The organism is Lysinibacillus sp. NPDC096382, assembly GCF_044762845.1.
Taxonomy (GTDB): Bacteria; Bacillota; Bacilli; order Bacillales_A; family Planococcaceae; genus Lysinibacillus.
On record NZ_JBIWFC010000001.1, the window covers coordinates 438,673 to 465,626 of the forward strand.

24 protein-coding genes and 1 riboswitch are annotated in these 26,954 nt (G+C 36.4%); of the genes, 18 read left to right on the forward strand and 6 right to left on the reverse strand.

The annotated features are described in order from the left end of the window. Nucleotides 1–108: 108 nt before the first annotated feature. Nucleotides 109–1,170 (reverse strand): hypothetical protein, encoded by a 1,062-nt coding sequence (locus ACIQZA_RS02040; protein WP_400934458.1) that lies wholly within the window; start codon nucleotides 1,168–1,170, stop codon nucleotides 109–111. A 506-nt stretch (nucleotides 1,171–1,676) separates the two neighbouring features. Beyond that, nucleotides 1,677–1,854: riboswitch (cobalamin riboswitch) on the forward strand. Nucleotides 1,855–1,967: 113 nt separating this feature from the next. Here ACIQZA_RS02040 and cobT point away from each other — a divergent pair. Both cobT and ACIQZA_RS02050 read left to right on the forward strand, forming a co-directional pair. After that, complete coding sequence (gene cobT, locus ACIQZA_RS02045) at nucleotides 1,968–3,023, forward strand: nicotinate-nucleotide--dimethylbenzimidazole phosphoribosyltransferase (RefSeq protein WP_400934459.1); 1,056 nt, start codon at nucleotides 1,968–1,970, stop codon at nucleotides 3,021–3,023. A gap of 23 nt (nucleotides 3,024–3,046) precedes the next feature. Beyond that, on the forward strand, nucleotides 3,047–3,196 hold the full coding sequence (locus ACIQZA_RS02050; RefSeq protein WP_402880008.1) for a hypothetical protein: 150 nt from the start codon (nucleotides 3,047–3,049) through the stop codon (nucleotides 3,194–3,196). A gap of 75 nt (nucleotides 3,197–3,271) precedes the next feature. Here the strand turns inward: ACIQZA_RS02050 and ACIQZA_RS02055 are convergent, their stop codons facing one another. Next, nucleotides 3,272–3,877, reverse strand: a complete 606-nt coding sequence (locus ACIQZA_RS02055) for a trimeric intracellular cation channel family protein (RefSeq protein WP_400934462.1) — start codon at nucleotides 3,875–3,877, stop codon at nucleotides 3,272–3,274. Nucleotides 3,878–4,290: 413 nt separating this feature from the next. Between ACIQZA_RS02055 and ACIQZA_RS02060 the strand changes: the two genes are divergently transcribed. The 3 genes from ACIQZA_RS02060 (at nucleotide 4,291) to glnA (ending at nucleotide 7,625) form a co-directional block, all read left to right on the forward strand. Beyond that, complete coding sequence (locus tag ACIQZA_RS02060) at nucleotides 4,291–5,541, forward strand: methionine gamma-lyase family protein (protein ID WP_400934463.1); 1,251 nt, start codon at nucleotides 4,291–4,293, stop codon at nucleotides 5,539–5,541. A gap of 290 nt (nucleotides 5,542–5,831) precedes the next feature. Continuing rightward, nucleotides 5,832–6,206 (forward strand): MerR family transcriptional regulator, encoded by a 375-nt coding sequence (locus ACIQZA_RS02065; RefSeq protein ID WP_142507363.1) that lies wholly within the window; start codon nucleotides 5,832–5,834, stop codon nucleotides 6,204–6,206. Nucleotides 6,207–6,290: 84 nt separating this feature from the next. Next, nucleotides 6,291–7,625: a type I glutamate--ammonia ligase gene (gene glnA / locus ACIQZA_RS02070; protein WP_142507362.1), complete on the forward strand. Its 1,335-nt coding sequence runs from the start codon at nucleotides 6,291–6,293 to the stop codon at nucleotides 7,623–7,625. A 133-nt stretch (nucleotides 7,626–7,758) separates the two neighbouring features. Here glnA and ACIQZA_RS02075 read toward each other — a convergent pair whose 3' ends face one another. Further along, nucleotides 7,759–8,148, reverse strand: coding sequence for a CotD family spore coat protein (locus ACIQZA_RS02075; protein WP_402880005.1), 390 nt, complete (start codon nucleotides 8,146–8,148; stop codon nucleotides 7,759–7,761). Nucleotides 8,149–9,062: 914 nt separating this feature from the next. Between ACIQZA_RS02075 and ACIQZA_RS02080 the strand changes: the two genes are divergently transcribed. The 9 genes from ACIQZA_RS02080 (at nucleotide 9,063) to ACIQZA_RS02120 (ending at nucleotide 18,493) form a co-directional block, all read left to right on the forward strand. Further along, complete coding sequence (locus ACIQZA_RS02080; protein WP_142507624.1) at nucleotides 9,063–10,418, forward strand: YjiH family protein; 1,356 nt, start codon at nucleotides 9,063–9,065, stop codon at nucleotides 10,416–10,418. A gap of 183 nt (nucleotides 10,419–10,601) precedes the next feature. Further along, entirely contained in the window at nucleotides 10,602–11,159 is a 558-nt protein-coding gene (locus tag ACIQZA_RS02085; RefSeq protein ID WP_402880003.1) for a hypothetical protein, read from the forward strand. Nucleotides 11,160–11,624: 465 nt separating this feature from the next. Then, a complete protein-coding gene (gene queF / locus ACIQZA_RS02090; protein ID WP_132363257.1) occupies nucleotides 11,625–12,125 on the forward strand; it encodes a preQ(1) synthase in 501 nt (166 codons plus the stop codon). Continuing rightward, complete coding sequence (locus ACIQZA_RS02095) at nucleotides 12,125–12,760, forward strand: queuosine precursor transporter (RefSeq protein ID WP_142507623.1); 636 nt, start codon at nucleotides 12,125–12,127, stop codon at nucleotides 12,758–12,760. The genes queF and ACIQZA_RS02095 overlap by 1 nt, the downstream gene beginning before the upstream one ends. Before the next feature lie 521 nt (nucleotides 12,761–13,281). Next, a complete protein-coding gene (locus ACIQZA_RS02100; protein WP_400934469.1) occupies nucleotides 13,282–13,533 on the forward strand; it encodes a phage holin in 252 nt (83 codons plus the stop codon). 93 nt (nucleotides 13,534–13,626) lie between these two features. Further along, a complete protein-coding gene (locus ACIQZA_RS02105; protein WP_402880001.1) occupies nucleotides 13,627–15,732 on the forward strand; it encodes a DUF2339 domain-containing protein in 2,106 nt (701 codons plus the stop codon). Between the two features lie 311 nt (nucleotides 15,733–16,043). Next, nucleotides 16,044–16,493: a type IV pilus modification PilV family protein gene (locus tag ACIQZA_RS02110; RefSeq protein ID WP_400934472.1), complete on the forward strand. Its 450-nt coding sequence runs from the start codon at nucleotides 16,044–16,046 to the stop codon at nucleotides 16,491–16,493. A 44-nt stretch (nucleotides 16,494–16,537) separates the two neighbouring features. After that, entirely contained in the window at nucleotides 16,538–16,957 is a 420-nt protein-coding gene (locus ACIQZA_RS02115; RefSeq protein ID WP_402879999.1) for a hypothetical protein, read from the forward strand. Beyond that, a complete protein-coding gene (locus tag ACIQZA_RS02120) occupies nucleotides 16,958–18,493 on the forward strand; it encodes a DUF7305 domain-containing protein (protein WP_402879997.1) in 1,536 nt (511 codons plus the stop codon). Nucleotides 18,494–18,614: 121 nt separating this feature from the next. On the opposite strand, the gene ACIQZA_RS02125 is transcribed toward ACIQZA_RS02120, so the two are convergent. The 3 genes from ACIQZA_RS02125 to ACIQZA_RS02135 are packed head-to-tail and all read right to left on the reverse strand — an operon-like array spanning nucleotide 18,615 to nucleotide 21,295. Then, nucleotides 18,615–20,264 (reverse strand): hypothetical protein, encoded by a 1,650-nt coding sequence (locus ACIQZA_RS02125; protein WP_402879996.1) that lies wholly within the window; start codon nucleotides 20,262–20,264, stop codon nucleotides 18,615–18,617. Nucleotides 20,265–20,286: 22 nt separating this feature from the next. Continuing rightward, entirely contained in the window at nucleotides 20,287–20,856 is a 570-nt protein-coding gene (locus ACIQZA_RS02130; RefSeq protein WP_402879995.1) for a PulJ/GspJ family protein, read from the reverse strand. Next, a complete protein-coding gene (locus ACIQZA_RS02135) occupies nucleotides 20,849–21,295 on the reverse strand; it encodes a type IV pilus modification PilV family protein (RefSeq protein ID WP_400934479.1) in 447 nt (148 codons plus the stop codon). Before ACIQZA_RS02135 ends, ACIQZA_RS02130 begins: the two co-directional genes overlap by 8 nt. A gap of 304 nt (nucleotides 21,296–21,599) precedes the next feature. On the opposite strand from ACIQZA_RS02135, the gene ACIQZA_RS02140 reads away from it, so the two are divergent. Genes ACIQZA_RS02140 through ACIQZA_RS02155 form a run of 4 tightly spaced genes read left to right on the forward strand, consistent with a single transcriptional unit; the run spans nucleotide 21,600 to nucleotide 26,915 of the window. Beyond that, the gene (locus ACIQZA_RS02140; protein WP_402879994.1) at nucleotides 21,600–22,961 is read left to right on the forward strand and encodes a VanW family protein; all 1,362 of its coding nucleotides are present in this window, start codon (nucleotides 21,600–21,602) and stop codon (nucleotides 22,959–22,961) included. A gap of 18 nt (nucleotides 22,962–22,979) precedes the next feature. After that, nucleotides 22,980–24,650 (forward strand): GspE/PulE family protein, encoded by a 1,671-nt coding sequence (locus ACIQZA_RS02145; protein WP_402879993.1) that lies wholly within the window; start codon nucleotides 22,980–22,982, stop codon nucleotides 24,648–24,650. Nucleotides 24,651–24,663: 13 nt separating this feature from the next. Further along, nucleotides 24,664–25,713 carry a type IV pilus twitching motility protein PilT gene (locus ACIQZA_RS02150; RefSeq protein ID WP_402879992.1) on the forward strand — a complete coding sequence of 350 codons (1,050 nt, stop codon included), beginning with the start codon at nucleotides 24,664–24,666 and terminating at the stop codon, nucleotides 25,711–25,713. Further along, nucleotides 25,710–26,915, forward strand: a complete 1,206-nt coding sequence (locus ACIQZA_RS02155) for a type II secretion system F family protein (protein ID WP_402879990.1) — start codon at nucleotides 25,710–25,712, stop codon at nucleotides 26,913–26,915. The genes ACIQZA_RS02150 and ACIQZA_RS02155 overlap by 4 nt, the downstream gene beginning before the upstream one ends. Nucleotides 26,916–26,954: the final 39 nt, after the last annotated feature.

Consider the following 26,954-nt stretch of genomic DNA (forward strand, 5'->3'; position numbering starts at 1 on the left):
AAGATGTTTCGAATGAATATTATATTATGATATGTAGAGAACCCTGTAGCTCATCGGAGAATTTGCGATAAGTACAGGGTTCCTTTATTTAACGAGAAATTCTTTAAATTACTCTGTAATCAGTATCGCCGCTGGGGTGTTAAGCGAGCCAGCTGTAGAAGTATAGACTGAATGTGTAACACTAGTTCCTTTAGGTATAGTAAATGTAGCAATCCGAACACCTTGGGTATTGGAAGCCAGTGTAGGAACACCGTAAGTTGGACCATTGTTCCAACGTACAGCGCCGCCATATGAACCTCCACGACCTGTCAAATAGACCTTTAATGCCTTATCGGCTTGAGTTGGGTTTTTGAAAGTGATATTCGCCTTATAAATAACACCATAATGCCCCTTATTAGTTGCTACAGCTTCGCTAGGCATATAGCTAGTGTCTTTAGTCATTAAGTTGTCATTAATGCCATTATTTATAGAGAAACTTTTATTGCCGTCTCCAACAGTATATAGAGCAGCAGCACCATCTGAAGTACCATAGCCGTCGATATTGGAAAAGTTCCAAGAACCACGCGGATGAGTTCCAACTGGTGACACAACTGCATTTTGATTACTACGAAGATCGGCAGTAGTACTTTTAGCAGCTACTGTTCTGACTTTATAAGACATTGGAGAACTAGACGATAACGTAAACTCAATAATTCCACCCACCAAATAACCATTTGGTACTTTCCATTCTTTAACTAATCCAACTTTCCCCGCTGCAATGGAACTATCAACCGGAGAACTAGGCGTTAATGTATTTCCGAGTAAAGCTTTTGCGGCACATTTCCCATGAGCTACAAAGTTGGTAATAGTCTCGACACAGTCTTTAACACCAGAGACTTGATAAGTACTGCCACTTGAACCATTACCAATGGTAACACCAAACTTGATAGTCGCACCTGTGTTATTTAGATGCCAAACAAACATTCGATAAGTTACACTCTGTAATCCAGATGCAGTATCAGCCCAAAGCGTTGCAAAACCATTAGTAAATGGAACAGAGCTACTAATAGTTTCTGGATTATCAGACAAGAAGAAACGTTGATTATTACTTGCTTTACCGTATAATTTTAAAGATGGTACCACATTTGGGATTGTCGCAGCAGTTAAATCAGATTGAGAACATGAAGCCATTATTATTTCCTCCTAAAAGTTATTTGAGATGTGAGACTAGTGGATGTCGTTGATTAAGGTTATCCACGAACCTTGTTATCAACGATTTCTCACACTCATATAAATAAAGTGATTAAGAGGGGGAATAAAACAACCTTCATTTTATTTTTTTTTGCAATCATTTAGGCTAAGGGTGACGAAAAAGCTCAGATGCCTTCAGTAAAGAGTAGCCTTTAAGCTATCTTCTTAAAAGTACAAATTGATTTTTCTTATATTTTCAAAAATTCTTATCGGCTCCAATTACAGGGACAGTTGATTGGACGCGGTTATCAGATACGTTTACATTACCAAGTGAAACCGCGTATATACGTGTCGATTTATTATTTAAAGGTATGAGATATAATATTCGCTTTCTTGTCCCGGTTGATTGTTGAGTCACTTGGAAAGTCGGACTCAGAAAAGTTGGCAAGAAATATACAATTTCACTAATGTATTGACACAAAAACTACTTTGACGTAGATTTAAAGTAATTGCATAAGAGCATTAGGTGCCCATTGCGGGAGAATAGGGAATAAAGTGAAAAGCTTTAGCGGTCCCACCACTGTAAAAGAGAGTTTCATAGAGAATGCCACTAGCATCGTTCTGGGAAGGTTCTATGAAATGTTGAAATTGAGCCAGGAGACCTGCCTATCTGCTTCGGTTATATAGACGATGGAAAAGTCTGTAGTTTATTTGTTATGGAATAAACTACAGGCTTTTTATTTTTTCTATAAATCATTCTTCAAGTTACAAGGGCAAAAAAGAAAGGGGAAATTTTCATGCAATTATTACAACAGACGATTCAAAACATTCAAAGTGCTGACTACATAATGATGGAGAAGGCAAGAGAACGCATAGATGCACTTTGCAAGCCGCCTAGAAGCTTGGGGAAACTGGAGGCCCTTGCTGTGCAACTATCCGGAATTACAGGCGAACTATTTCCTGCGATTGATAATAAAGCAATTATTGTCTGTGCCGCAGATCATGGTGTTTGTGATGAAGGGGTGACATCTAATCCACAAAATGTAACAGTCTTTCAAACATTAAATTTTCCTAGAGGAGGAACTGGTGTCTGTGCCATCGCAAAAATCACAGATGCTAAAATTGTCACAGTTGACGTTGGTGTAAAAGAAGATATTCCACATGATGCTGGTGTTATCGTAAAAAAAATTAAATATGGCACGGACAATATGGCAAAGGGCCCTGCTATGTCAAGGGAAGAAGCCATTCAATCTATTGAAGTAGGAATTGAAGTAGCTACAGAAGAAATAAAAAATGGGATAAATGTACTCGGGACAGGTGAAATGGGTATTGGTAATACAACACCGAGTGCTGCCATATTATCGGTTCTTCGTGAATGTCATCCGAATGAAGTGACAGGCTTCGGTGCAGGTGTTGGACCAGGCGGGATAGCGCATAAAGTACAAGTCATTTATGATGCTATTGCATTAAATAAACCAAATCGTGATGATGCTATAGATATTCTTGGAAAAGTCGGTGGATTAGAAATAGGCGCTATGGCTGGGGTGATACTTGCTGCCGCTGCACATCGTAAACCTGTTGTTATTGATGGTTTTATTTCTACCATCGCTGCCCTTATCGCTTACGAACTTGAACCTAACGTAAAAGACTATATCATTCCTTCGCATGCCTCTGAAGAACCAGGTGCAAAAATTGCCGCTGAAATGCTCGGAGTTGAACCGATGTTGCAGATGAATATGCGATTGGGGGAGGGCTCTGGTACAGCTTTAGCCTTTCCTATTTTGGACGCAGCGTGCTCTATGATGAAAAATATGGCTACTTTAGAAGAAGCAATGTTGCTGTTGAAAAAGTAACTTTATTACGCGGATCACGGTGTGTGATAAACGAAGTCATGGATAGAACCGTCAAAATCGTGGATAGAACAGCCGAAGTCGTGGATAGAACCGTCAAAATCGTGGATAGAACCGTCAAAATCGTGGATAGAACCGTCAAAATCGTGGATAGAACAGCCAAAGTCGTTGAATAGAACCGCTAAGAAAGAATGAATTTAAAAATTAAAGCCCAAATATCAGATTTGGGCTTTAAATATGCAACAGTATATCTATGCTCGATTCAACTTCCGTAACGGTAAACGCCATTTCTTTATATATGAAAGTATTCTTAGTACTGTGATCACACCAAATAATACATATAAAAAGATATCCCCTGAAAATAGTTGAAGTCCTATGATAAGCCCGGCTAATGCTGCCCAAACACCATAGATTTCATCGCGGAGGACTAATGGTTGTCGTCTAGCTAATAAATCACGAATAATTCCACCGCCTGACCCTGTTAAGACAGCAGCAACAATAACGGCACTAATAGGCATGTCGAGCTTCACAGCATAAAGGGCACCTTGAATCGCAAATGCCGATAATCCAATAGCATCAGTGACATTGCCCCAACGATGCCAATGTTGAATGAGTCGATGTGGAAATAAAAAAAAGAGCGTAATAGCTGCAATGGCAATTTGGAACATTCTATCCTGCCCCCACAGTGTTGTTACAGGTAAACCTATAAGTAAGTTTCGTATAGCTCCACCACCAAAAGCAGTTACGATACCGAGTATATATACACCGAATAAATCGTATTCTTCCTCCATTGCAATTATTGCCCCGGAAATTGCGAAGGCAATTGTGCCAATGATACTAAAAACCTCCCAAGCCAACCCTTTCACCCCTTATGTGAATAAATCATTTTATGTTGTTGTAGATTAGTTACTGTATCTACAAGTTTTCGCAAAAAAAAAGCATCGACTTATGATTTGGAATTATCAGATACTAAATATTTTATTATAGCAGAATTAAAACTTTAAGTTCGTAACTACTTCTTTTCAACAGAAATATCCCAGCACTATAGGTGGATGAGATGAATGCGGATTTAAGTTACTTCAAGGTATCCAAACACCCTGTGCCTGTCGCAAAAGGATAGCTAAAAAGAAATGAAAGCCTTCGTTGGATGTCACGCAATTATGCCGAGTCATAATTGATCTTAGTGCCTAATGCAATTAGCAAGCTTTGCAGGCAAGCTCACAAATTGTTAAGATAAGATTTGAACAAATGTGAAATGGAGAAGAACAGTATGACTTTTACAACCAATTTATCAGAAGAAACACTAGCATTAGCTGCTAAAATAGAAGAAAAGGTACGCCCTTTTCATGCAAAGGTAGAAGACATGGCGTTCTTCAATCAACAAAAAGTGCTTGCCGCGTTCCGAAAGCATCAAGTAAGTGACTATCATCTGCACCCGTCTAATGGTTATGGCTATGATGATGAGGGGCGTGACAATCTAGAACGAGTTTATGCAGAGGTCTTTGGAGCGGAAGCTGCCATTGTACGTCCGCAAATTATTTCTGGTACACATGCAATTACACTTAGCTTATTCGGAGTACTACGTCCGGGTGATGAATTACTTTATATTTCGGGTCAGCCTTATGATACATTGCAATCAATAGTTGATGGTGGCGATAAAGATACTGGCTCTTTAAAAGATTATAAAATCGGTTATAGCCATGTAGATTTAATCGATAATCAAGCGATCGATTGGGAAGGTGTTGCAGCTGCAATTACACCAAACACAAAAATGATTGCTATCCAACGTTCGAAGGGCTATGCAACACGCCCATCATTTACCATTTCGCAAATTACAGTCATGTGTGCAAAAATCCGTGAATTAGCACCGGATGCAGTTATTTTCGTTGATAATTGCTACGGTGAATTTGTTGAGGCACAGGAACCGACAGAGGTTGGGGCTGATTTAATTGCAGGCTCACTCATTAAAAATCCAGGCGGAGGCTTAGCGAAAATTGGAGGTTACATTGCTGGCCGTGCAGATTTAGTAGAAAAATGTGCTTATCGTATGACATCACCAGGTATAGGTGCTGAAGCAGGAGCAACATTAAATACGCTTGGTGATTTCTATCAAGGATTTTTCCTTGCACCACATGTTGTATCTCAAGCTTTAAAAGGTGCGATTTTCACGGCTGCTATACTAGGAGAAATTGGTATGAATACATCACCGAGCTATGATGCTAATCGTACAGATTTAATTCAATCGGTTTCTTTCCAAACTGCGGAACAAATGATTGCTTTTTGCCGTGAAATTCAAGCGAATTCACCAATTAATGCGCATTATGCACCAGAGCCTGCTTATATGCCTGGCTATGAGGATGATGTCATCATGGCAGCTGGAACATTCATTCAAGGTTCTAGTATTGAGCTTACAGCAGACGGTCCTATTCGTCCGCCATTTACAGCATTTATTCAAGGTGGGTTAACATACGAACACGTAAAATTTGCAATTTGTAGTGCTGTTCAAAAAATCCAAAAATAAGTAGAGAAAAAACTATTCAAAATTTCTATTTTGAATAGTTTTTTATTTATAGATGAAAAGTTGAAGATTTCATTTGTTAAAACGTAGAAATGTAATTAAGTGAATTGGACATCGGCCGCCCCAGGAAAAGCGCCAAGTCGGAACGGAAATCAATCTCCACGTTAGGATAATAATTTTAGTTTTTTACAATTTCGAAAAAAATTTTTTAACTCATGTTAGGAAACCTCACATGAGCGGTTGACAGTGTAAATTTTTCGTTATATTATTAGCAGGTATTGGAGGGGACTTAAATGAGTCGTGAAATTAGACGAACTATGCCGTTATTATCAATGAATATCGTAATGCAATTGACCGAGCTGTCGGCACGTCAGATTCGTTATTATGAAGAACACCATTTAATTGAGCCGCACCGAACAGAAGGCAACCGTCGAATGTTTTCATTAAATGACGTCGATGCATTGCTAGAAATAAAAGATTACTTGGAACAGGGTATGAACATGGCAAAAATTAAAAAGCTGTTCGCTAAAAAGAATGAACCTGTTTCAACAGATGAACCTAATTTAAGTGACTCAGAATTACGTCGCATCATGCGTGAGGAAATGCTTCAAGCGCAGCGCATGCAAAAATCATCCATCCGTCGTGGGGATTTATCTCGATTCTATTAATAAAAAGCAACATCATTAATTACTTTATTAATAGGGTAGGGTAATGATAAAAAAGCTAGACATTTTATAGGAGTGTGGAAAACTGTGGGTAAATACACAAAAGAGGACATTAAACGTCTAATCGAGGAAAAAAACGTAAGCTTTATACGTCTACAATTTACAGATATTCTTGGCACAATCAAAAATGTTGAGATTCCTGTAAGCCAATTAGACAAAGCTCTAGAAAACAAAATGATGTTTGATGGCTCATCTATTGAGGGCTTCGTACGTATCGAAGAATCAGATATGTATTTATATCCTGACTTGGATACTTTCGTAGTGTTCCCTTGGACTTCTGAAAAAGGGAAAGTAGCACGTTTCATCTGTGATGTATTCACTGCTAAAGGCGAGCCATTTGCTGGTGACCCACGAAACAACTTAAAACGTATCCTTAAGAAAATGGAAGACATGGGCTTCACAAGCTTCAATTTAGGGCCTGAGCCAGAATTCTTCTTATTTAAATTAGATGCCAAAGGTGAACCGACACTAGAAGTAAATGACCACGGTGGTTACTTCGACTTAGCACCAACTGATCTTGGCGAAAACTGCCGTCGTGATATCGTATTAGAGCTAGAAGAAATGGGCTTCGAAATTGAAGCATCTCACCATGAGGTAGCTCCAGGACAACACGAAATTGATTTTAAATATGCAGATGCAATTACAGCTTGTGACAATATCCAAACGTTTAAATTAGTTGTTAAAACAATTGCTCGTAAACACGGTTTACATGCTACATTTATGCCAAAACCATTATTCGGTGAAGCTGGCTCTGGTATGCACTTCAACGTTTCATTATTTAAAGGTAAAGAGAATTCATTCTACGATGAATCTACTGAACTAGGTCTTTCTGAAACAGCGATGCAATTCATGGCAGGTGTCCTTGCTCACGTTCAAGGTTTCACAGCTGTGACAAACCCTACGGTTAACTCTTATAAACGTCTTGTACCGGGTTATGAAGCACCATGTTATGTAGCATGGTCAGCTCAAAATCGTTCACCACTTATCCGTATCCCATCAGCACGTGGTCTTTCAACTCGTGTAGAAGTACGTTCTGTGGACCCATCTGCTAATCCATATTTAGCGATGGCTGTTATTTTAGAAGCTGGTCTTGAAGGTATTCGCCGTAGCTTAACACCACCAGCAGCTATTAACCGTAACATTTACGTGATGTCTGATGAAGAGCGTAAAGCGAATGGTATCGCAAACTTACCAGCAGCACTGGACGATGCTTTAATATTACTTGCTCAAGATGAAGTAGCGCAAGCAGCTTTAGGTGAGCATATCTATGCAAACTTTAAAGAGGCAAAAGAAATCGAGTTTGACATGTATCGTACAACAGTACACCAATGGGAACGCGATCAATATTTAAAAATGTACTAAAAATAGTAACCGAGTACCTAGTATAGGTGCTCGGTTTTTCTTATGAAATTAAGAGATCACTAATAGAACTAGGTAAGCAGTATGCTATAAAAAAATGAAGCGATGAGGTATTTCTAACCTCATCGCATATTTTTTAATAGCCCATATGATGATGACCCATATGATGGCCCGTATGATGATCCATATGATGGCACATATGATGATGGCCCATGTGATGGTGATGGTGTCCCATATGATGATGTGGCATATGGCAAGGATCAGGTGGCATCTCGCAAAGTGTATGAGTTTCGCAACATTCTTCCACTACACATTCAGTGCATGGGAAATGATATTGATGATCAATTATATGTTTGTTAACTGTTGTAATATGTGCTGGTTGTACATGAGGTACGACCGTATGGATGTAATTAGTGCGAACAAATTCCTCTGGCGGACAAAAGTGTGGTGGATCAAATTGAGTTGGGCAATGCTGTGGTGGACAACAATGTGGACCTGCATGATGATGATGCATACGTCTATGCATGGTAAAACCTCCTGTTTTGATAAGTTGTGGTTCATAATTAACATATGAGATGAAAGACAGTATGGTCTATTTGTATGCCTATTAAGGGCTGGTTAAATCTCTTAGGCAATTAAAATAGATATGATTAATGGAGAGTTTCACCAAACTTTAAGTTCTCTCAGCGGATGTTTGGACACCTGCTGAGAGAACTTAAAGCTTCCGGACGCAAGTATGCAAGGCCAAATGGGTCTTCTTTTAAACAATGTAAAATTGAGCATTGTTGAAAGGGAATGATACTAAGAAGAAGTGTGGATAATTAGAAGAGAATTATCATAATAACAAATTTTTATGGATTGAATAAAAATGCATTTTGTTGTAGAATTAACCGATGTATTGTTGGTTTATGATATTTTATAGCTATGACTTAATGAATAGAAATTTTGCATTGCGGATGTTAATTATAAAAAAGTATGTTTGGGCATTCCTTTATTACTTTTTAGAGGGATGTTTTTTTATTTTATCCTTATCCCATTTTTATCGCGCATTAACGGACAGTAATTTATCTGTACAAAAAAGAGAAGCTCAGGTAACAACGCTCTCGCTTAAAGTAAAAAGAGTGGGAGATTAACGGCTCGTAAATGCCTAATTGGTAAAGACTAATAATCAGTGAGGCATAAAAAAATTCCTACTGATTAAAGTGCAGATATACATTTCTTAGCGGGATAACTTCTTTCAGCCGGTGTCCAAACATCAGTACCTGTCGCTACGCTTTCGGTACAAAAGACATTCGCACAAAAGAAGTTAAAGCCTCCGGCGGATGTCACGGAATTAGGCCGATTCCGGACGCAATTATGCCGAGGTAAAATTGATCAGTCCATAACTAACAAGCTTGATATATAGAACTTCGAAAACCAAGAGAAATGAGGCTTTAAATGATGAAAAAATATCCTACTTCTACATACTTTTTCTTCATAATTCCGTCTCTTATTGGTGTCCTGTTATTTATGACACCGGTCTTAACGGAAGATGGATGGAAAGTTCCAATTGCTATTTTAGCAAATTTACTAGCAGGTTTTATTGCTCCGGTTATTAGTTATTTTACTATAATTATGTTTGCGATTTCGGCAATTGGTTCACTCATTGCCAAATTTATTCCGCGAAATAATTCAAAAGAACCTAGTATTTTAGATACATTATTTTATGTCAATTGGTTTTGGACAATTATAAGAGTCATTGGTTTAGTATTTGCCTCAATGGTTGTCTTTGATTTTGGACCATCGGCGATTAATAATGAAAATACTGGTGGATTATTAATGAACCCAGACGGTGGTTTAGTAACATTTTTATTCACGATTTTCTTATTTGCAGGCCTACTATTACCGTTTCTAACAAACTTCGGCTTGCTTGAATTTTTCGGAACGATGATGGTAAAAATCATGCGTCCTCTCTTTAAAAGCCCTGGTCGCTCATCGGTTGATGCACTTACATCGTGGGTTGGGGATGGAACAATTGGTGTTCTTATGACGAGTAAGCAATATGAAATGGGGAACTACACGAAAAAAGAGTCTGCCATTATTGCAACGAGCTTCTCGGTAGTATCTATCACATTCTGTATCGTAGTATTAGATACAGTGCATTTGTCACGCTATTTTATTCCATATTACTTAACAGTAGTTCTTTGTGGTCTTGTGTTAGCGGTAGTAATGCCACGAATTTTCCCACTTGCTAACAAAGAAGATACTTATATCGACGGAACACCAGTAGATTTATCGCGTGAGGAATTACCAGAAGGTTATAATTCTGTGTCACATGGCTTAGAAAATGCTTTAACTGTTGCGCATGCAAATCGTGACCCACGTCAATTTTTGAAAGATGGCATTAGAAATGTTTTGGATTTATGGGTTGGTGTAGCACCGGTTGTTATGGCATTTGGTACGGTTGCTTTAATGCTTGCTGAATTCACTAATATTTTTGCACTTTTAGGAAAGCCGTTTGAACCTATTTTAACAGTGCTTGGTTTACCGGAAGCAGCTGAGGCAGCACAAACGATGGTTGTTGGTTTTGCTGACATGTTCCTACCTTCAATTTTAGGAGCAGGGATTGAAGCTGACACTACACGATTTGTAATTGCTGTCGTTTCTGTGACACAGCTTATTTATATGTCTGAAGTTGGTGGACTTATTTTAGGTACAAAGATTCCACTTAAATTTTTTGATCTAGTTGTTATTTTCTTAATACGTACGATTATTTCTCTACCAATCGCGGCATTAGTTGCACATATACTCTTTTAGACTAAAAAGGCAATTGTTCGAACTTATTAACGCGAACAATTGCTTTTTTCTTTATCTATATCGCGCGTTAATGGAAAATATCCGTAGGAAAAATGAATAAATAACTGTGAACAGAATACAACTTGACACATAATTTCATTGAGTTGGGAAAAACTACACGTAAAGTGATACTGAGGTGATAAAATGGACAGAATTTTTTCTCTCTGCTTAAGTTCCTGTTATTTATTATTTTCTCAACCAAGTGATGCCTATATCAATGATTCGCTCAGTTCTTATGAAGAAATTTATCCAGAGATAGGCTATAAAACGGTTGAAGCAGCTGCCTCCGATTTTGAACGGCACTTTCATCAAGGGCTAAAGCTACCACTTCGAGTACCTCCTATTAGTTTTACACATCATTTTGGTCGATTTAATGATCTTGATGATGATATGAATGATTTTTTTGAAGCGACATTTATTAATCATCAACTTCCTGAGCATCATTATAAAATAACGGTTCGACCTATTGAGTTTAAGTTCCCATCTAAAAAAGAAAATATAGTAAAGACATTCAAGTTGAAAAACGGAATGACTTCTATTTATATGGAAATATCAGGTTTTAATGTTCTTGCTTTTGAAAGAGAAGATTGGCAATACATGCTGTGGATTGATAAAATGGTTTCAAATAAGGTGACACCTGAAGTTTTAGTTGACATAGCTAATTCCATTGACTATACAACGCAAGAGGATGAACATGGATAATAAAAAATGCCAAGACAATATGGGCTTGGCATCATTTACTGTTTTCTTAAAGATTGTTGCTGTTAAAACAAAAAGTCTTCACTTCAAGATGTGATTTACTCTATAAAATTAAATACATCGAAAAAGCATTGGGTATTTAAATAATCCTTATGGAACTATTCTGCACGGTTAATAGCATCTAGAATTATGCTGGATTAACAGGAGCATTTCGAATCGCCATAGATAGGATAGAGTAAAGTACGACAGTATATTTTGTCAATGCTAAATTATGAAAAATTTAGTTGACTGAATGCGTTCATTAAGTTAATATTACTAGCGAATAAGAAAGAGGTTCATAGCGCATACCCTCTATAAAAAACTATGGATGACGTCATTTACGCCATATCCCAAAAATGCGGATATGGCGATTTTTTTTTATTAGATTTAATGCGTAATGGACTTCTCACAACTTGAGGAGGCATTTTTATGGCAGGAAGAAATGAAGAACAAGGATTACAGAATTTAACCCTACTTGGTAACCAAAACACAAAGTATTTATTTGAATACTCTCCGGAGATACTTGAGGCAGTTGACAATTTACATACGAAAAACGATTTTTTTGTGAAATTTAATTGCCCAGAATTCACGAGCCTCTGTCCAATGACAGGGCAGCCTGACTTTGCGACTATGTATATATCTTTCATTCCAGATAAAAAGCTAGTGGAGAGTAAATCTTTAAAGCTCTATTTATTTAGCTTCCGTAATCACGGGGACTTCCATGAGGATTGTGTTAATATCATCATGAATGATTTAATTAAACTGATTGAGCCGCGCTATATTGAAGTGTGGGGTAAGTTTACGCCACGTGGTGGCCTGTCCATTGATCCATGGTGTAACTATGGTCGCCCTGGCACAAAATATGAAAAAATGGCGGAGCATCGTTTGATGAACCACGATCTGTATCCAGAAAAGGTAGATAATCGTTGATGCTTTACTATTTAAATGGATTGTTTGTAGGTTTTTTAATTTTAGCAAATGTTTTAGCTGTTAAAGTGTTTAGTATAGGCGAATGGATGATGCTTCCGGCAGCAGCTATTTTAATTATTTTTACGTATCCTCTTATTGATGTAATTTGTGAAGTATATGGCAAGGAAGCGGGCGCTCGCACGGTAAGAACAGGGCTTATGGCACAGGTGTTTGCAGCATGCTTTATCGCGATTGCCATTGCACTACCACCTGCAGAAGCCTTTGTTCATCAACAGGAGTTTGAGACAATTCTCGGCGGCAGTATGCGTGTCATTATTGCAAGTCTTGTAGCCTATACGGTAAGTGTTAATTTGGATGTAGTGATATTCAATAAATTAAAAGAAAAGCATGGAAGCGGTAAACTTTGGCTTCGAAACAATGCGTCTACGATGTTAAGTCAACTCATCGATACTGCATTGTTTATTACGATAGCCTTTTATGGAATAATGCCAATTAAAGTGTTACTGACATTATTTATAACACAGTATTTGTTTAAATTTTTTGCGTCCATTGTAGCAACACCGCTTGTTTATGGGCTAGTCTTCGTTGCGCGAAAATTTGATAAACGAAAAGGCTTTGAAGCATCTCATTACTGAAATGATTAATGTGATGAAAAACAAAAATGGGGTATAAGAAATGGTGTGTCACTTACTGCACTTTGTTGTTGCGTACACTTCGTAACTTAGCAATAAACAATTCCACTGACACTCCGCTTTCGCACGGATCATCATAGCTAGGAGGCTTTGTTTTTCAGACATAAAACATTTGGTGTTGCTGTCGCTTCACTTTCCCACAAAAAACTTCAGCTGATATAAAATAGAGCGAAGACTTGACGCCCCCGAGAAAGCGCCCAGTCGGAATGGAAATCAATCCCTCGTTTTGTCGAAGAGCTATACTTAATTTCATTAACATAATAGATTTTCAACAATTCGAAGCCATCTCATTGCTGAGATGGCTTTTTAATGTGCATTTTGTGAAAACTAGCATTGCATATTTGTACTTAATAATATTTGTGGTATAAAAATCCCTCTTATTCTATTTATAGCTCCATTTTTGCATATGTGCCATATTACGGAGGAGCATATACTGTGTATAAGAAGGAGGGAGGTGAGTATTTATGAGAATTAACTGGATGATCCGTTTTCAGCATAAACCATTTTTATTTGCGCTATTTTCGTTGATTTTGTTACTCGCACAGCAAGTAGCAACTATTTTTGGCTATGACTTAACGAGTGCAATGAGTGATCAGGCAACGCACATCTTAAATACCGTATTATCAATTTTCGTTTTAATAGGAGTTGTAGTAGATCCAACTACACGGGGAACCAGTGATAGTGAACGTGCTTTAATGTATCGAAGACCAAGATAAATAATGGGGTAAAAATAAATCAAAAGTGTAATTTTACAACAAGAATAAATATGTTATAATGTTAAAAATTGATAGTGCAGGGAGGATGATTGAATGTCGCTTGAAATGGAGCGGAGGATTGCCACGCTCGAGCAAGAAATGGTGGATTTACGGCAGGAATTAGAGGGCTTAAAGCGTCAGCAATCTGTTGATAAAACAAGCATATTGAACGCCAGAAAATCCATCATTGAGCAATCTACGCCAAAACTAGCGCAAAGCCCAAAGCCAAATTCAAACTTGGAACAAAGGCCAAAAACAATGCCAGCTCCAGAAAAAAAGACGGAGCCACAGCGAACGTTGGAAGAACGTTTTATGTGGGCACTTCCAAAAGTATTTATGGTAATTTTAGTGATGGGGGTGCTTTGGGGTCTTAAGCTTGTGAATGATTATGGCTATTTATCGAACGAGGTTAAAATTATTCTCGCCTATGCATTATCGCTTGCCTTAGCCGCAACAGCTTATGTGTTGGAACATAAAAAAATAGGGTCTTCAGCCATCACAATATCTTTATACGGTGGGGCGTTTATTGTTGGAATATTAACAACAGCGGCTAGTGCGATATTGTATGAAATCATCGGTTTAACGATGGCACTTGTTATTGCAGCCGTTTATATCGGCTACGGTATTGCTATTAGCTATTTAAAGAAAAACGAAGTACTAACAATATTCGTAGCATTTACCTCATTATTATTACCTTATTTATTAGAATATATGGATTTTAGTCCTATCATTATTTTAATCTATGTGGTTGTCCTATTTACGATGCTGCAATTTGTTATTCATCAACACAAGCAGAAGTTGGCTCTCTATATAGCAACCTTTTTCTCAGTGCTAGCTGTCAGCATTATAGCGTTTATGAATCAGGACAATCGAGCTGTTTTTGCAATAGGTTTCCTTGTTGTTTTATCTATTTTTCACACGAGTTGGTACCGTTTATATAATGCAGAGTCTAAATTGAAATATATCCATGTTGGACTTCAATTTAGCCTAGGAGCCTTTAGTTTATTGCTCTTGAACTTTATCATTAGTCCTATTGAATATAGCGAAGCACTATTACTCATATTAGTTTGCTTGTTTGCAGCTTTAGCGGGTTATGGCTATAAGCAAAAATGGCAGGAGGCATTTGATAGTGCCGTAACACTCGCATTTATTACATTATGTAATACACTACTAGTTATGAATTTCCCAGAGAAAGTGGATCATTTGCTCATCCCATTCATTACCTTTATGGGCGTAATGATGAGTTTACGTTTACGAATTAGTAGGATGAAGATTGTCAGCTCATTTTCATTTATGATTGCACTCGCTTTAAGCTTTATAATTCATGAGCCAACACCATTTTTTAGCATAGACCATGTTAGCTTGATAATGCCAGGAATATATCTCCTAATTATTTATGTATATGCAAGACGTCCGAAAGAGACACAGACTGTATTTGAAAAGGTAATGAAGGAACTATATGTGATTGACTTTTTAGCAGTAATAACGACTGGTTATTTCTTAGCTTATATCGGAAAGCTGGATGGAACGTACTTTGCAGGTGCTGGTAATATTCCACATCTAATGTGTATGATCCTCGCTGTACTTTTCGCGGGATCACTTTTAGTACCAACAAAATACAAAGGGCGTGCATTAACGCCGGTCCTTAGTGTATTTTTCATACTCTTCACAATAATGCTTGAAATAATTCCGTACAATATGCAAGGTGTCGAGTGGTTAAATATAGTGACAAGAATTGTCTATATAGCTGTTATCGTAGCAATTATGATCGATTTACTGATGAAGGGTCGCATTTATCAAAGCTATCAAGAGCAAATAGAGAAACTTCTTGACCCAATTGTAAGTGCAGGTGTGGTGCTTACGATGATAGCTGTTTGGGGTCTCATCTTCCAGCTTTCCTACAACAGTTTGCTTGATTGGAAGCTAAGCATTGCCTTCTCAACGATTACGTTATTCCTGACAGCAAGTATCTCCCTTTGGCTTAGTAACGTGCGAAACTTACGAACATTACGCATAACAGGTTTTATCATCTTAGTTATTGCGTTTATTAAGCTTATATTCTTTGATTTGTCAGCACTAGACTTACTAATACGAGCAGTCCTGTTTATGACGATTGGTGGGATTGGGTTGCTGTTGTCGGGTAGGTTGTTGAGGAAATGAATAAAATGTTTTCACAAAAAAACGTTTACCATAATTTGGGTAAACGTTTTTTTACATCGTATTGCTTTTTATTGTAATTTAAACGTAGTTTTAGGTATGGAAAATTTTGAAGAATATATATATTCATATGAAGAAGTGGTCTTGTAAATATTGTTTATATATGGAATAGTGTAATTATCATAAAATAGTATTTAATTGAATAATTAGTGAATATTAGTTGCTATAAGCACTGTTATTATAGTGTTTAAGGCTAATAGACTTTTTTGATATCTTATATTAATAAAAGTATTATCTGCAGAAGGAGGGCGAAAATGAAGCGTAAAAATAGAGAATTATTTAACAGTCAAGGGGGATTCTCTTTAATTGAGGTTATTGCTTCTTTAGTTATCATAACTATCATCTTAGTATCCTTTTTTGGCTTACTCATTCAATCGAATAAAACAGGAAAAAGCTCTGAACAAATTATTGATGCAACCTATTTAGCGCAAAAGGAAATGGAGAAAATGTATAACTACTTCAAATCCACCAAAATCGAAACTTGGGAATCTGACTTTCCATATGTAAACGAAAAGGATGAAGAGAAATCGAGCGGTAATACCACTCAGTATAAAGTGACACCCGTGAATGCTAAAAATAAGGAAATCATAATAGTGACAGCTGAAGATATGTCGTCTGATAAAACAGTTAGGATTACTATTGAAGTCTATGATGCAAGAGGGAAGATATTAAAAGCAAAAGTGCAAAATATCTTTAGCTTATAAGGAAAGAGGTGGTGCATATGTCTAAATTTTATAATGAGAGAGGCATGACCTTACTAGAAGTTTTGGCTGTTACCATAATAGTTACACTCGTTTCTATTGTTCTAATGTCGATCTTAACGAATGGCAAGACTTCTAGCGATAAACAAATGAAATCGAGTGTGCAATTGTCTGATGCAACTTATATTTTGAAAGTTGTCACTAAAGATACTCGTAAATCTACAGAAATTATTACGAAAGACTTAGATGATCGTACAGAATATATATTAACTAATAATCAAAATAATCAAAAATACAACTACGTGTTTCATCGAAATAATCAGACAATTGCAAGGGACGATGAAATAATTGCAGTGAATGTACTTGATTTTAAAATTAAAGATAAACGGAGTCATATAATTATTGATATTACAACGCCAAATAATAAGCCCTTTTCATCAACTATATATTTCAGAGGAGGTAGCTAGATGTTTAAGTATTTAAAACAAGAAAATGGGTATTCGTTACTTTTAGTAATTTTGACAATTGCTTTACTATCAGTTCTTGGAATTACGCTTTTAACACTTACTGCAAATTCATTAAAGATTTCTACTAGTGAGCGAGATGACCAATCTGTATTTTACATTGCAGAAGGCGGTTTAAACAGTACAAAAAGCAAAGTAGAACAAATAGCTAAAATTACATACGATCAAAATAGAAAGGATTTCAATAAGCTACCTCTTGATAAAAGAAAGCCGGAAAAATTCAAGTTAGATTTTATTGATGCATTTGAAAGTAGCTTAAAAAAAACCTTTGAAGAGAATACCCAATCAACATATACTGCTACAGTCACTTTTGATGAACAATTTAAAGAACAACCTATTGCGAATGTAACAATTGTTCAAGAAAATACAGAACCTTTGCAATATAAAATAACGTCTGTTGGATCTATTGGTAAGAAAACGAGAGCCGTAGCGCAAACAATTACAGTTAATTTAGGAAGTGGAACGGAAACTGGCCCTGCTTTTTCAAATGCCGCTGCTATCCACGCTATTGAAAACATCATACTTGGGGGCGGTAAGTTTAATGGGGATGTTGTATCTGAAAGTGGAAATATTGATATTACACAAGATGATACAAAAATTAATGGGAAAATTGGCACAACTTTAGATAAGTTTTCAAAACCAGACTGGATGACTATTACAAATAAGATTATAGGGAATGTTGCGTTTCCTGAAGATATATTGCCACCTTTCCCGGATAATCAATTTACTAATTTAAGCACAAGGCCATATACGAAATCAATACAAGTTACGATCGGTGGGGAGCGAGTTGAACATTTTTTAAAAAATAATTCAATTGAGATTGATAAGGATAGAAAGATAAATGGTGAACCAAATTTCAATGGTATTCTTCCGATTTCTCAGGATATGTACGTCAAGACGCTTATGGTTGCTTCGAATAATATATTAACGATTGATGTTGGTAATTCAGACAAAAATTTATTTATAGATAACTTTGACTTCTCTCAAGGTCATTTAAATATTATAGGAAGTGGTAAATTAACTTTGTATATAAAGAATGCTTTTGATTTAAAGGGGGATTCAAGTATGAATAATACAGGGGACATAGGCCAATTAAGTGTCTATTATGCAGGCACTTCGCCAATGGATTTTACTGGTAATACACGCACAAAAGCCTCTATTTATGCTAAATCAACCAATATAAAAATTGATGGTTCTGGTAGCGTACAAGGAAATATCTATGCAGGCGGATCAAATATCACCATTGAAGGAGGATCTTATAATCACAACTTATATATATATGCCCCTAACGCAAGAGTCATATTGGGGGGATCAGGAACAGTTATAGGCGGAATAATGGCTCATACAGTCAAGACTAGTGGAGCTCCGGCTGTTACGTACAAACCGAAAACGATTGAAGATACAATATCAAATGGTGGCTTGATTTTTGAAGAAAATAACAATTTAACAATTTCTAATGGTATGCTTGAAGTTGACTAAATGCATTAAGCTGTTGAAAAACATATACTCTTCGATTTGTCGGGATGGTTCTTGAGGAAATAATAGAAAAGGGTTGTTTACAATGACTGTGTGAAATCAGTCTTTCTAAACAACCCTTATTTTAATAACGATTAATTGTTTCGGGTTCGTTCAATTCTGTAATAAATTCTTCTTCTTCATCACGTTTAAAGGATGTATATTGAGATATTAAATTTTCGTCATAGGTTATTTTTAATCTGGACTTTCTTTTAGGTACTTCAATACCATTTGTAATAACGGTTTCTTTTTGGTTTTTAGAACTTTCATAAGTATAGTTATTACTATTACCACGTACTGCAGTTAGAATCGTTCGTTTTGCAGAAATGCCTCCGTACAAGTTTATATTCGAGCCAACTCCATACATAATCATGTTTTGTTTTGAATAGAAAAAGCCTTTAATCATACTAGGCGTAGCACTATCAACAGAAATATTACTAATTGAAATATCTCCTGTAGCGAAAATAAAGAGGGTGCTATTTGAATTTATTCCATTTAAAGTACTATCTTTAATATCAACGTTGCCATTTACATATAGCATGGCGTCGCTCCGTAAATTAGTATTGTTTACAATGAAATCTCCATTAATAAAATAGGTGCCCGACAAATTTAAAGTTTTTCCACTTCCATTAATATTAAAATTTCCTCTATCGAGGGTTTTCTTGCATCCAAATAAACCCCAAATATTACAGTCTTCTTTTTCTCCATGTATGAAAATGATATTGTCTCTATTAAATTTAGATGTTTCGTGATTTATGTACGAGACACTTAATCCAGAAGGATAATTTTTATTATAATTTTTATTTGTATACAAAGGTATAACTTTCTCTGTTATTTCAAGATTATCTCCCGGTAAGCTTTTTGTGACTAGGGATACATTTTTTGTTAAAAACAAACGATTCTGTAATTCACTTTTTGTAGTAGGATTTGAGGGAGTGAATTTTGTATATTTTGAACCGTTTAAATAGTTTGTATTGCCAGATATATGTGAGGAGTAATCAACAGTATTATTTACATAATATATATTTTTTTCTGATTCCCTCATAATAATTTTGGGGGTAACACTTTTAGAGTCTGGAATTATTCTAGGAAAAACGCTATCTGGCCATTGTGCCATATTATTTTTTAGCCAATGGGCTTTTTCAGAGATAATTAAATGACCATCTGTTTTAATATCTCCCTGAATTTCAACACCACCATGTAAATAAAGATTCCCCTCGTCATTCGTTGAAACAGCATAGCGTAATTGATCTGGAATTGCATCTGTGCCGATGATGATTTGTGAATATGTAATATGCTCTTTACTATTTACTTTTCCAGTACTTTTAAATGTTACTAGGCGTTTATAACGATCCTTCTCTTCATTTGAAATTAGTTCTACTTTCTCGATGCAGACGTTTGTTTGATTAGTTTTCTCAGCAGGGATGTTAATGCCTTGCGAGCAACTTAGCTTTGAAGCATTCAAGGTGTTATCGAGGAAAGTTTCAAATGCAGTCTTTCCCATAGGTTTATCTTTAATCTCTTTATTTAGAATAGCTTGAATGTCTTTAACGGCATAGTCGATTCCTTTATCTGATAAATCTTGTGCTTGTACTAGTTCCTCTCGGGTGTTGTTTTTTGTAATGCCGCTTGACGTTAAAGTGATAAGACTCAAACCGAGTATAGTGAAAATGATGATGACTGCAAATGTTATTAACAATGAATAGCCATTTTCATTTTGCCGGAAAATTTTCATAGTACAATCTCCTTTATTTAAACTATTTTGAGCTTACAATAGGTTCAATCTGATTTTTAAATTCCATAGTTTTTGTTTGGTCATTACCTGAACGTTGTTTTATAATCGCAAGCTTTAAATTGATTGTGTAAATGGATTCGACTATAGGGTTTCCTTCTATTTCGGAATCTTCGGAAATTTTAATGTTGCTGTTTTGAACTTTATATTTCTCCTTTTTAAAATGGATATATGTAGTGCTATTTTCAGTTTTAAATCCTATAGGCTCAAGAGTCTTTTCGCATTCGCTAGTAATAATCCATTTACCATCATCGTTTTTTTTACATTTAGACAGATCATTGGTTACTTCAATATATTGATTACTGATATTCCTAACAATATGACTTTGGTTTGTTGTATAGAGGGTTTTAATAAATTTACTTATGATTAGATCTGCCTCATCTCTAAGCATAGTTTCTTGTTGAATATTTTGATTCGTTTCTAAAGTTTTCACAAGGATTGAAAAGATAAGGGTGGAGACGATTGCTAGAATAACAATCGTTGCGAGTAATTCAATTAGTGTCAAACCGTTTTGATTTTTAATATATTTATTCAATTGACACATATCCTTCCGACGAGCCTTTTGTTTTTCCATTTTGAGAAGTTACTGTTACAACTACTTTTATTAGATTTAAATCCTTTTCTGTGAAATCTGAATTCACATATTTATTAGAATTTTGATAAGGGGTATATGTAATTGCATATGTTTTTCCATTTAAAACTATCTTGTGAGGTTCCTTTTTGGCATCTGGTTCACCGGTATCTTTAAAATAATCATTTAAGTCTTGTGTAGCTATTTTGGTAAGTGGATCAGATTTTAATTTAGCTAATACAGCATCGGCTAAATTTACAGTGACTAATTTTTCGGTATTTACTATGGCTGTTTTATTCGTAAATATAAATATTTGGGCAAAGGATAAGAGAATAATGGATATTAATACAAGTGATGCAACTACTTCAATTAAAGAAAATCCTCTCTGTGATTTGATCAACATAAATACCTCCGATCTAATAGTTTTTTCTATCTAGAAAAGTTGATTTAATAAGTTTGATTCGGAAATACATAGGTATATATAACCTCATTATATAGGGTGTTTACCTTATTGACAATGTGTTATTGATGATTTTAATTACACATGAAAAAATTTCAGTTCATAAAATTTTAACTTTTTTTAGTTAAAAAGACTCATTAAATAATATCTAGTATGCTGTATGGTAAAAATATGAATAAAAAGTAATGGATAGATATGAGTAATTAGACATTTTATTTTTGGATATATTTGCAAAGGCGGTAAGGCTATGAAATTACATTTGAAGCTAGGCTCAATAGTAGTTGTTCTAATCATTTTATTAACAGTCTGGATACCGAACTTAATGATTGATAGAGCATTAGCTAAAGGCGATGAATCTACAATCGGTGGAATATCAGTTAAGGATTTAGAAGATGATGCTATTGAAAATGCTTTACGAGAGGCCATAAATACTTGGCAAGAGGCTCCTATCGATGTAGAAGGGGCTAATGTTACGATTTCACTCGACCCTAAATTGTTTGTATTTGATGTAGAGAGTACGTTAGCTGAATATCATAGTTTAACTGACAAGTCTTGGCTTGCTTTCTGGAAGCAAAGACAAGTAGTACATATACCCTTACATGTGGTAGTTGACGAGCAAGTGAAGAAGCAGCTTGAGGCTACTGGTGTATGGGAAGTTGAAAGGACTTTACATACGATTATCACCGAAGCTTCCAATTTAAAAAGTCGCGAAGTCCCTGCAACAGTTGCAGATACTAATTTAATAGAAGCGGAGCGTTTAGCTCTATCGATTGAGGAAATCCCTGCAAATGCAATGGGTGTTGATAAATTAGCGAATACATTAAATGATGCTATTGTTTTACCGAATGAACCGTTTTCTTTTTTTACAATGATAGAAGAAAAATATGAAGAATCAGATAGTGAAGCGATTAATTTCGTCGCCTCTTTGCTTTATCATGTTGCTCTTCAAACCGAATATGAGATTTCAGAAAGACATTCCCAAGGAGAGAAGCCAAATTATTTACAACAAGGTTTGGATGCGAAGGTGAATCAAGCGTTAGATAAAGATTTGCAATTTATAAACCGTTCGGATCAACCAAATAAATTAAAACTCACAGTAGAAGGTGATTCTTTAAAAGTGGAATTACTAGCTCAAAAGAAAGACAAAGAAGTTTCAGTTCGTGTTAGTAAAGATAAGATTATACAACCTCGAGTCATTACTCGCTATTCGAAAGATTTACCAGCAGGTAGAGAAGAAGTTATTCAAAAAGGTCAAGAAGGCATACGGGTCGAAGTGTATCGCTCGATTTCAGAAAATGGTAACACTACAGAGGAACTTGTTAGTCGTGACTATTATCCACCAGTTAACAAAATTATTGTGAAATCTTCAAGACAACCTGTTGCTTCTGAAAATAGTAGTGGAACGGATAAGGTAAATCTCAATGATCCAGACTTACAAATGGATTTAGATGGAGATGGATTACCGGATACACAATCTGAAAATAAAAAATTCGGCAATAATGCTGCAATAACGAGTAAAGATACTAATACTTCAACAGACCCGAATGACCCTGAAATTGTATACGGCTACTACGATAAAGGTGGGAATTTTATACAAATAAGCCCGTAAAGAGAGGAGCAAACGCGAATGATCGTAAAAACTGGACGAAAGCGCTTAGGTGATTTACTTGTCGAATCTGGTGTTATTACAAATGTGCAATTAGAATTTGCTCTTACAAACAAAACAAAAGAAGAGAAATTGGGCGATTTTCTTATAAAAGAAAATATTCTAACCGAGCAACAGTTAATCGAAGTACTAGAGTTTCAGCTAGGAATCCCACACATTCATTTGAATCAATATTCAATTAGCCCGGATTTACTTCAACTTGTTCCAGCCGAACTCGCTAAACGGACAAATATTATTCCAATCCGTCGCGAAAAAAATAAACTGTTTATCGCGATGGCTGACCCGATGGATTATTTTGCAATTGAGGAAGTACGTATGGCGACGGGCTGCCAAATCGAAACAAGTATTGCAGCTAAGGATGACTTATATCGTACACTAACGAAATACTATGATTTACAAGAGTCTATGGAAGCCGCATTGCTCGACATTGGCGCGACAGTTGCTGAAGCACAGGAAGAAATTGAACGAGAGGATTCTCCGATTGTTCGGCTAGTTAATCAAATCATTGCTAACGGAGTTGCCCAACGAGCGAGCGATATCCACTTTGACCCACAGGAAACGGAGCTAAGGGTTCGTTATCGAGTGGATGGCGTTTTGAGAACAGAGCGCTCTTTACCAAAACATATGCAAAATATAGTATTAGCACGTATTAAAATTATGGGAAATTTAAATATTACGGAAAATCGAATTCCTCAAGATGGACGTATTAAAACGAATGTTAATTTTAGGCCAGTAGATATTCGACTTTCGACACTGCCAACTGTTTATGGAGAAAAAGTGGTAATGCGGATTTTAGACTTAAGCAGTGTTGCCAATTCTATTGACAAGCTGGGTTTTACAGAGCAAAACGAGGCCCTTTTCCGAAACATGATTGCCAATCCGAATGGGATTCTGCTCATTACCGGCCCTACGGGATCTGGGAAATCATCAACATTATATGCTGCCTTAACTAACTTGAATGAAGAGGGTGTCAATATTATTACAGTTGAGGATCCGGTTGAATATCAGCTCGCTGGGATAAACCAAATTCAAGTGAAAGAAGAAGTAGGCTTAACTTTTGCCACTGGATTACGTTCAATTTTGCGCCAAGACCCAGATATTGTAATGATAGGTGAAGTTAGGGACTTCGAGACGGCGCAAATAGCAGTACGTGCCTCGTTAACAGGGCATTTAGTGTTAAGTACTTTACATACAAATAGTGCAGTGGAATCAATTTCTCGACTTCAAGATATGGGGGTAGAGCCGTTTTTATTATCCTCCTCACTTGTAGGAATTATGGCACAGCGTTTAGTACGACGAATTTGTCGAGATTGCGGAGAAGACTATACTTTTACTAACCATGAATTGGAAATAATGCGTAATAACGGCATTGAAGGTTTCACGCATGGTAGACGCGGAAGGGGTTGCCCTTCGTGTAATCAAACAGGGTATCGTGGACGGATGGCTATTCACGAAATTTTACCAATCGACCGCAATATTAAAGACATGATTTTAAGTCGAAGTAGCGATAGTGTGATCCGCGATTATATGAAACAAGAAGGCTATTACACATTACTAGTAGATGGGTTGTTAAAAGTAGTAGAAGGACAAACAACTACTTCAGAAGTATTGCGTGTAGCAAATGTAGATTAGGAGGTGAATGTTCATGACAACATTTAGAAATATTGATGAGCTATTAACACGCGCATTTGAAGAAAAAGCGTCTGACCTCCATTTAACAAAAGGGATCCCGCCGGTTTATCGTATCCATGGGCAGCTAGAACATTATGGGAGTGAACTACTAACTTCTGAAGAATTACAAGCAATGGTGAAAACTATTTTACCAGAACATAAATTACAAGAATTTCATGATAAAGGGGAAACTGATTTTAACTATTCATTGCCCGGGAAATGTCGTTTTCGTGTAAATGCGTATCATCAACGCAATGAAGTGACAATAGCAGCCCGTTTAATTGAAGCGAAAATTCCTTCCATTGAATCGTTAAATATGCCACAGGTATTGTATCAATTAGCAGAAAAACCACAGGGACTTATTTTAGTAACTGGGCCAACCGGTTCGGGAAAATCTACAACACTTGCTGCAATGATTGATCATATTAATGAAACAAAATCAAAGCATATTATCACGCTTGAGGACCCGATTGAATATTTACATACACACAAAACATCAATTATTAATCAACGTGAGGTAGGCGTCGATACGCAGAGCTTTGCCAATGGTTTGCGTGCTGCGCTTCGTCAGGACCCTGACATTATTTTAGTAGGCGAGATGCGGGACTACGAAACGATTTCAACAGCCATTACAGCGGCAGAAACGGGCCATTTAGTGATGGCGACATTACATACAAGTAGTGCTCCGACTACGATTGATCGTATTATAGATGTTTTTCCACCACATCAGCAAGGACAAATTCGTGTACAACTAGCCAATGTTTTAGTGGGCATTGTTTCACAGCGTTTATTTGTACGTAAGGACGCTAAGGGACGTATTGCTGCAACTGAAATATTAGTACAAGCACCATCTATTTCAAATTTAATTCGAAATGAAAAAGTTCACCAAATTCCTACTGTTATGCAGACGAGTAAAGCTTTAGGTATGCATACTTTGGAATCTTCTATGCAGCAGCTAATAGCAATGGGGAAAATTTCTTTGGAAGAAGCAAGGCCATATATGAATGCGGGGGATTATAATTGACCGTTTTTCGATATAGTGGACGCACAAAAACAGGTGCACACAAAAAAGGAATTATTGACGCGACTAACAAAAAAGTAGCACTAGAAAAATTACGAGCACAAGGCATTAATGCTCGTGAGCTGGAAGAGTCTAAAAGCATTTTGCACAAAGACTTAACTATTGGCGGTAAAGTAAAGCATCAGGATTTCGTTATTTACTGTCGTCAATATGCAACACTAATCCGTGCTGGCGTTTCAATTGTAGAGGCAACACATATTTTAAGTGGCCAAACGAAAAGTAAAGCCTTGAAAAAAGCATTAGAACAAGTGGAAGAGGATATACGCGGGGGGACAGCGTTTTCAGACGCAGCGGCCAAACACCCAAAGGTTTTTCCAGTAATGTTTGTGAATATGATGCGCTCAGGTGAGGCAACGGGGAATATCGATGAGACTTTAGAGCGTTTAGCAGGGACACTTGAAAAACAATTTAAAATTAAGAAAAAAGTACAATCGGCATTGGCATATCCGGCTATTTTATCAGTACTGACAATCGCTGTAGGGATGTTTTTAATGGTATTTATCGTGCCAACGTTTATGGCTACTTTTGAAGAAATGGACATAGAAATGCCGATCTTAACTGTCGTTGTTGTCAGTATATCGGATTGGTTAATAGCATACTGGTATTTTGCGATTGGCATTCTCTTATTATCGATTCTTCTATTTAGATTTTTCTATAAAAATAATAAGCAATTTCATTACAATGTGAACTATGCATTATTAAGAATTCCTGTATTTGGTATTTTAATGCAAAAAAATGTAATTGCTCGAATGACTAGAACCTTATCTTCTTTGTTCAGTAGTTCAGTGCCAATTTTACAGGCACTGACAATTGTCGAAAAGGTTTCAGGGAATCCAGTAGTAGGACAGGTTGTACTGGAGGCAAGAGATAATCTAGAAAAAGGAGGTACATTATCAGAGCCATTAGAAAAAAGTTGGCTATTTCCTCCTTTAGTAACTCAAATGACATCTATCGGAGAAAAAACAGGTTCTCTTGATTATATGCTCGAGAAGATAGCCGATTTCTATGAGGATGAGGTAGATCGGTCCGTTGATACATTAAAATCACTCATTGAACCATTAATGATACTAGTTTTAGCAGCGGTTGTAGGAGTGATTGTCGCAGCGATTTTCCTACCAATGTTCGCATTATACGAAAATATGTAGGTGACTAACTTTAAAGGGGGTGGTAGAGAGAAAAGTTGT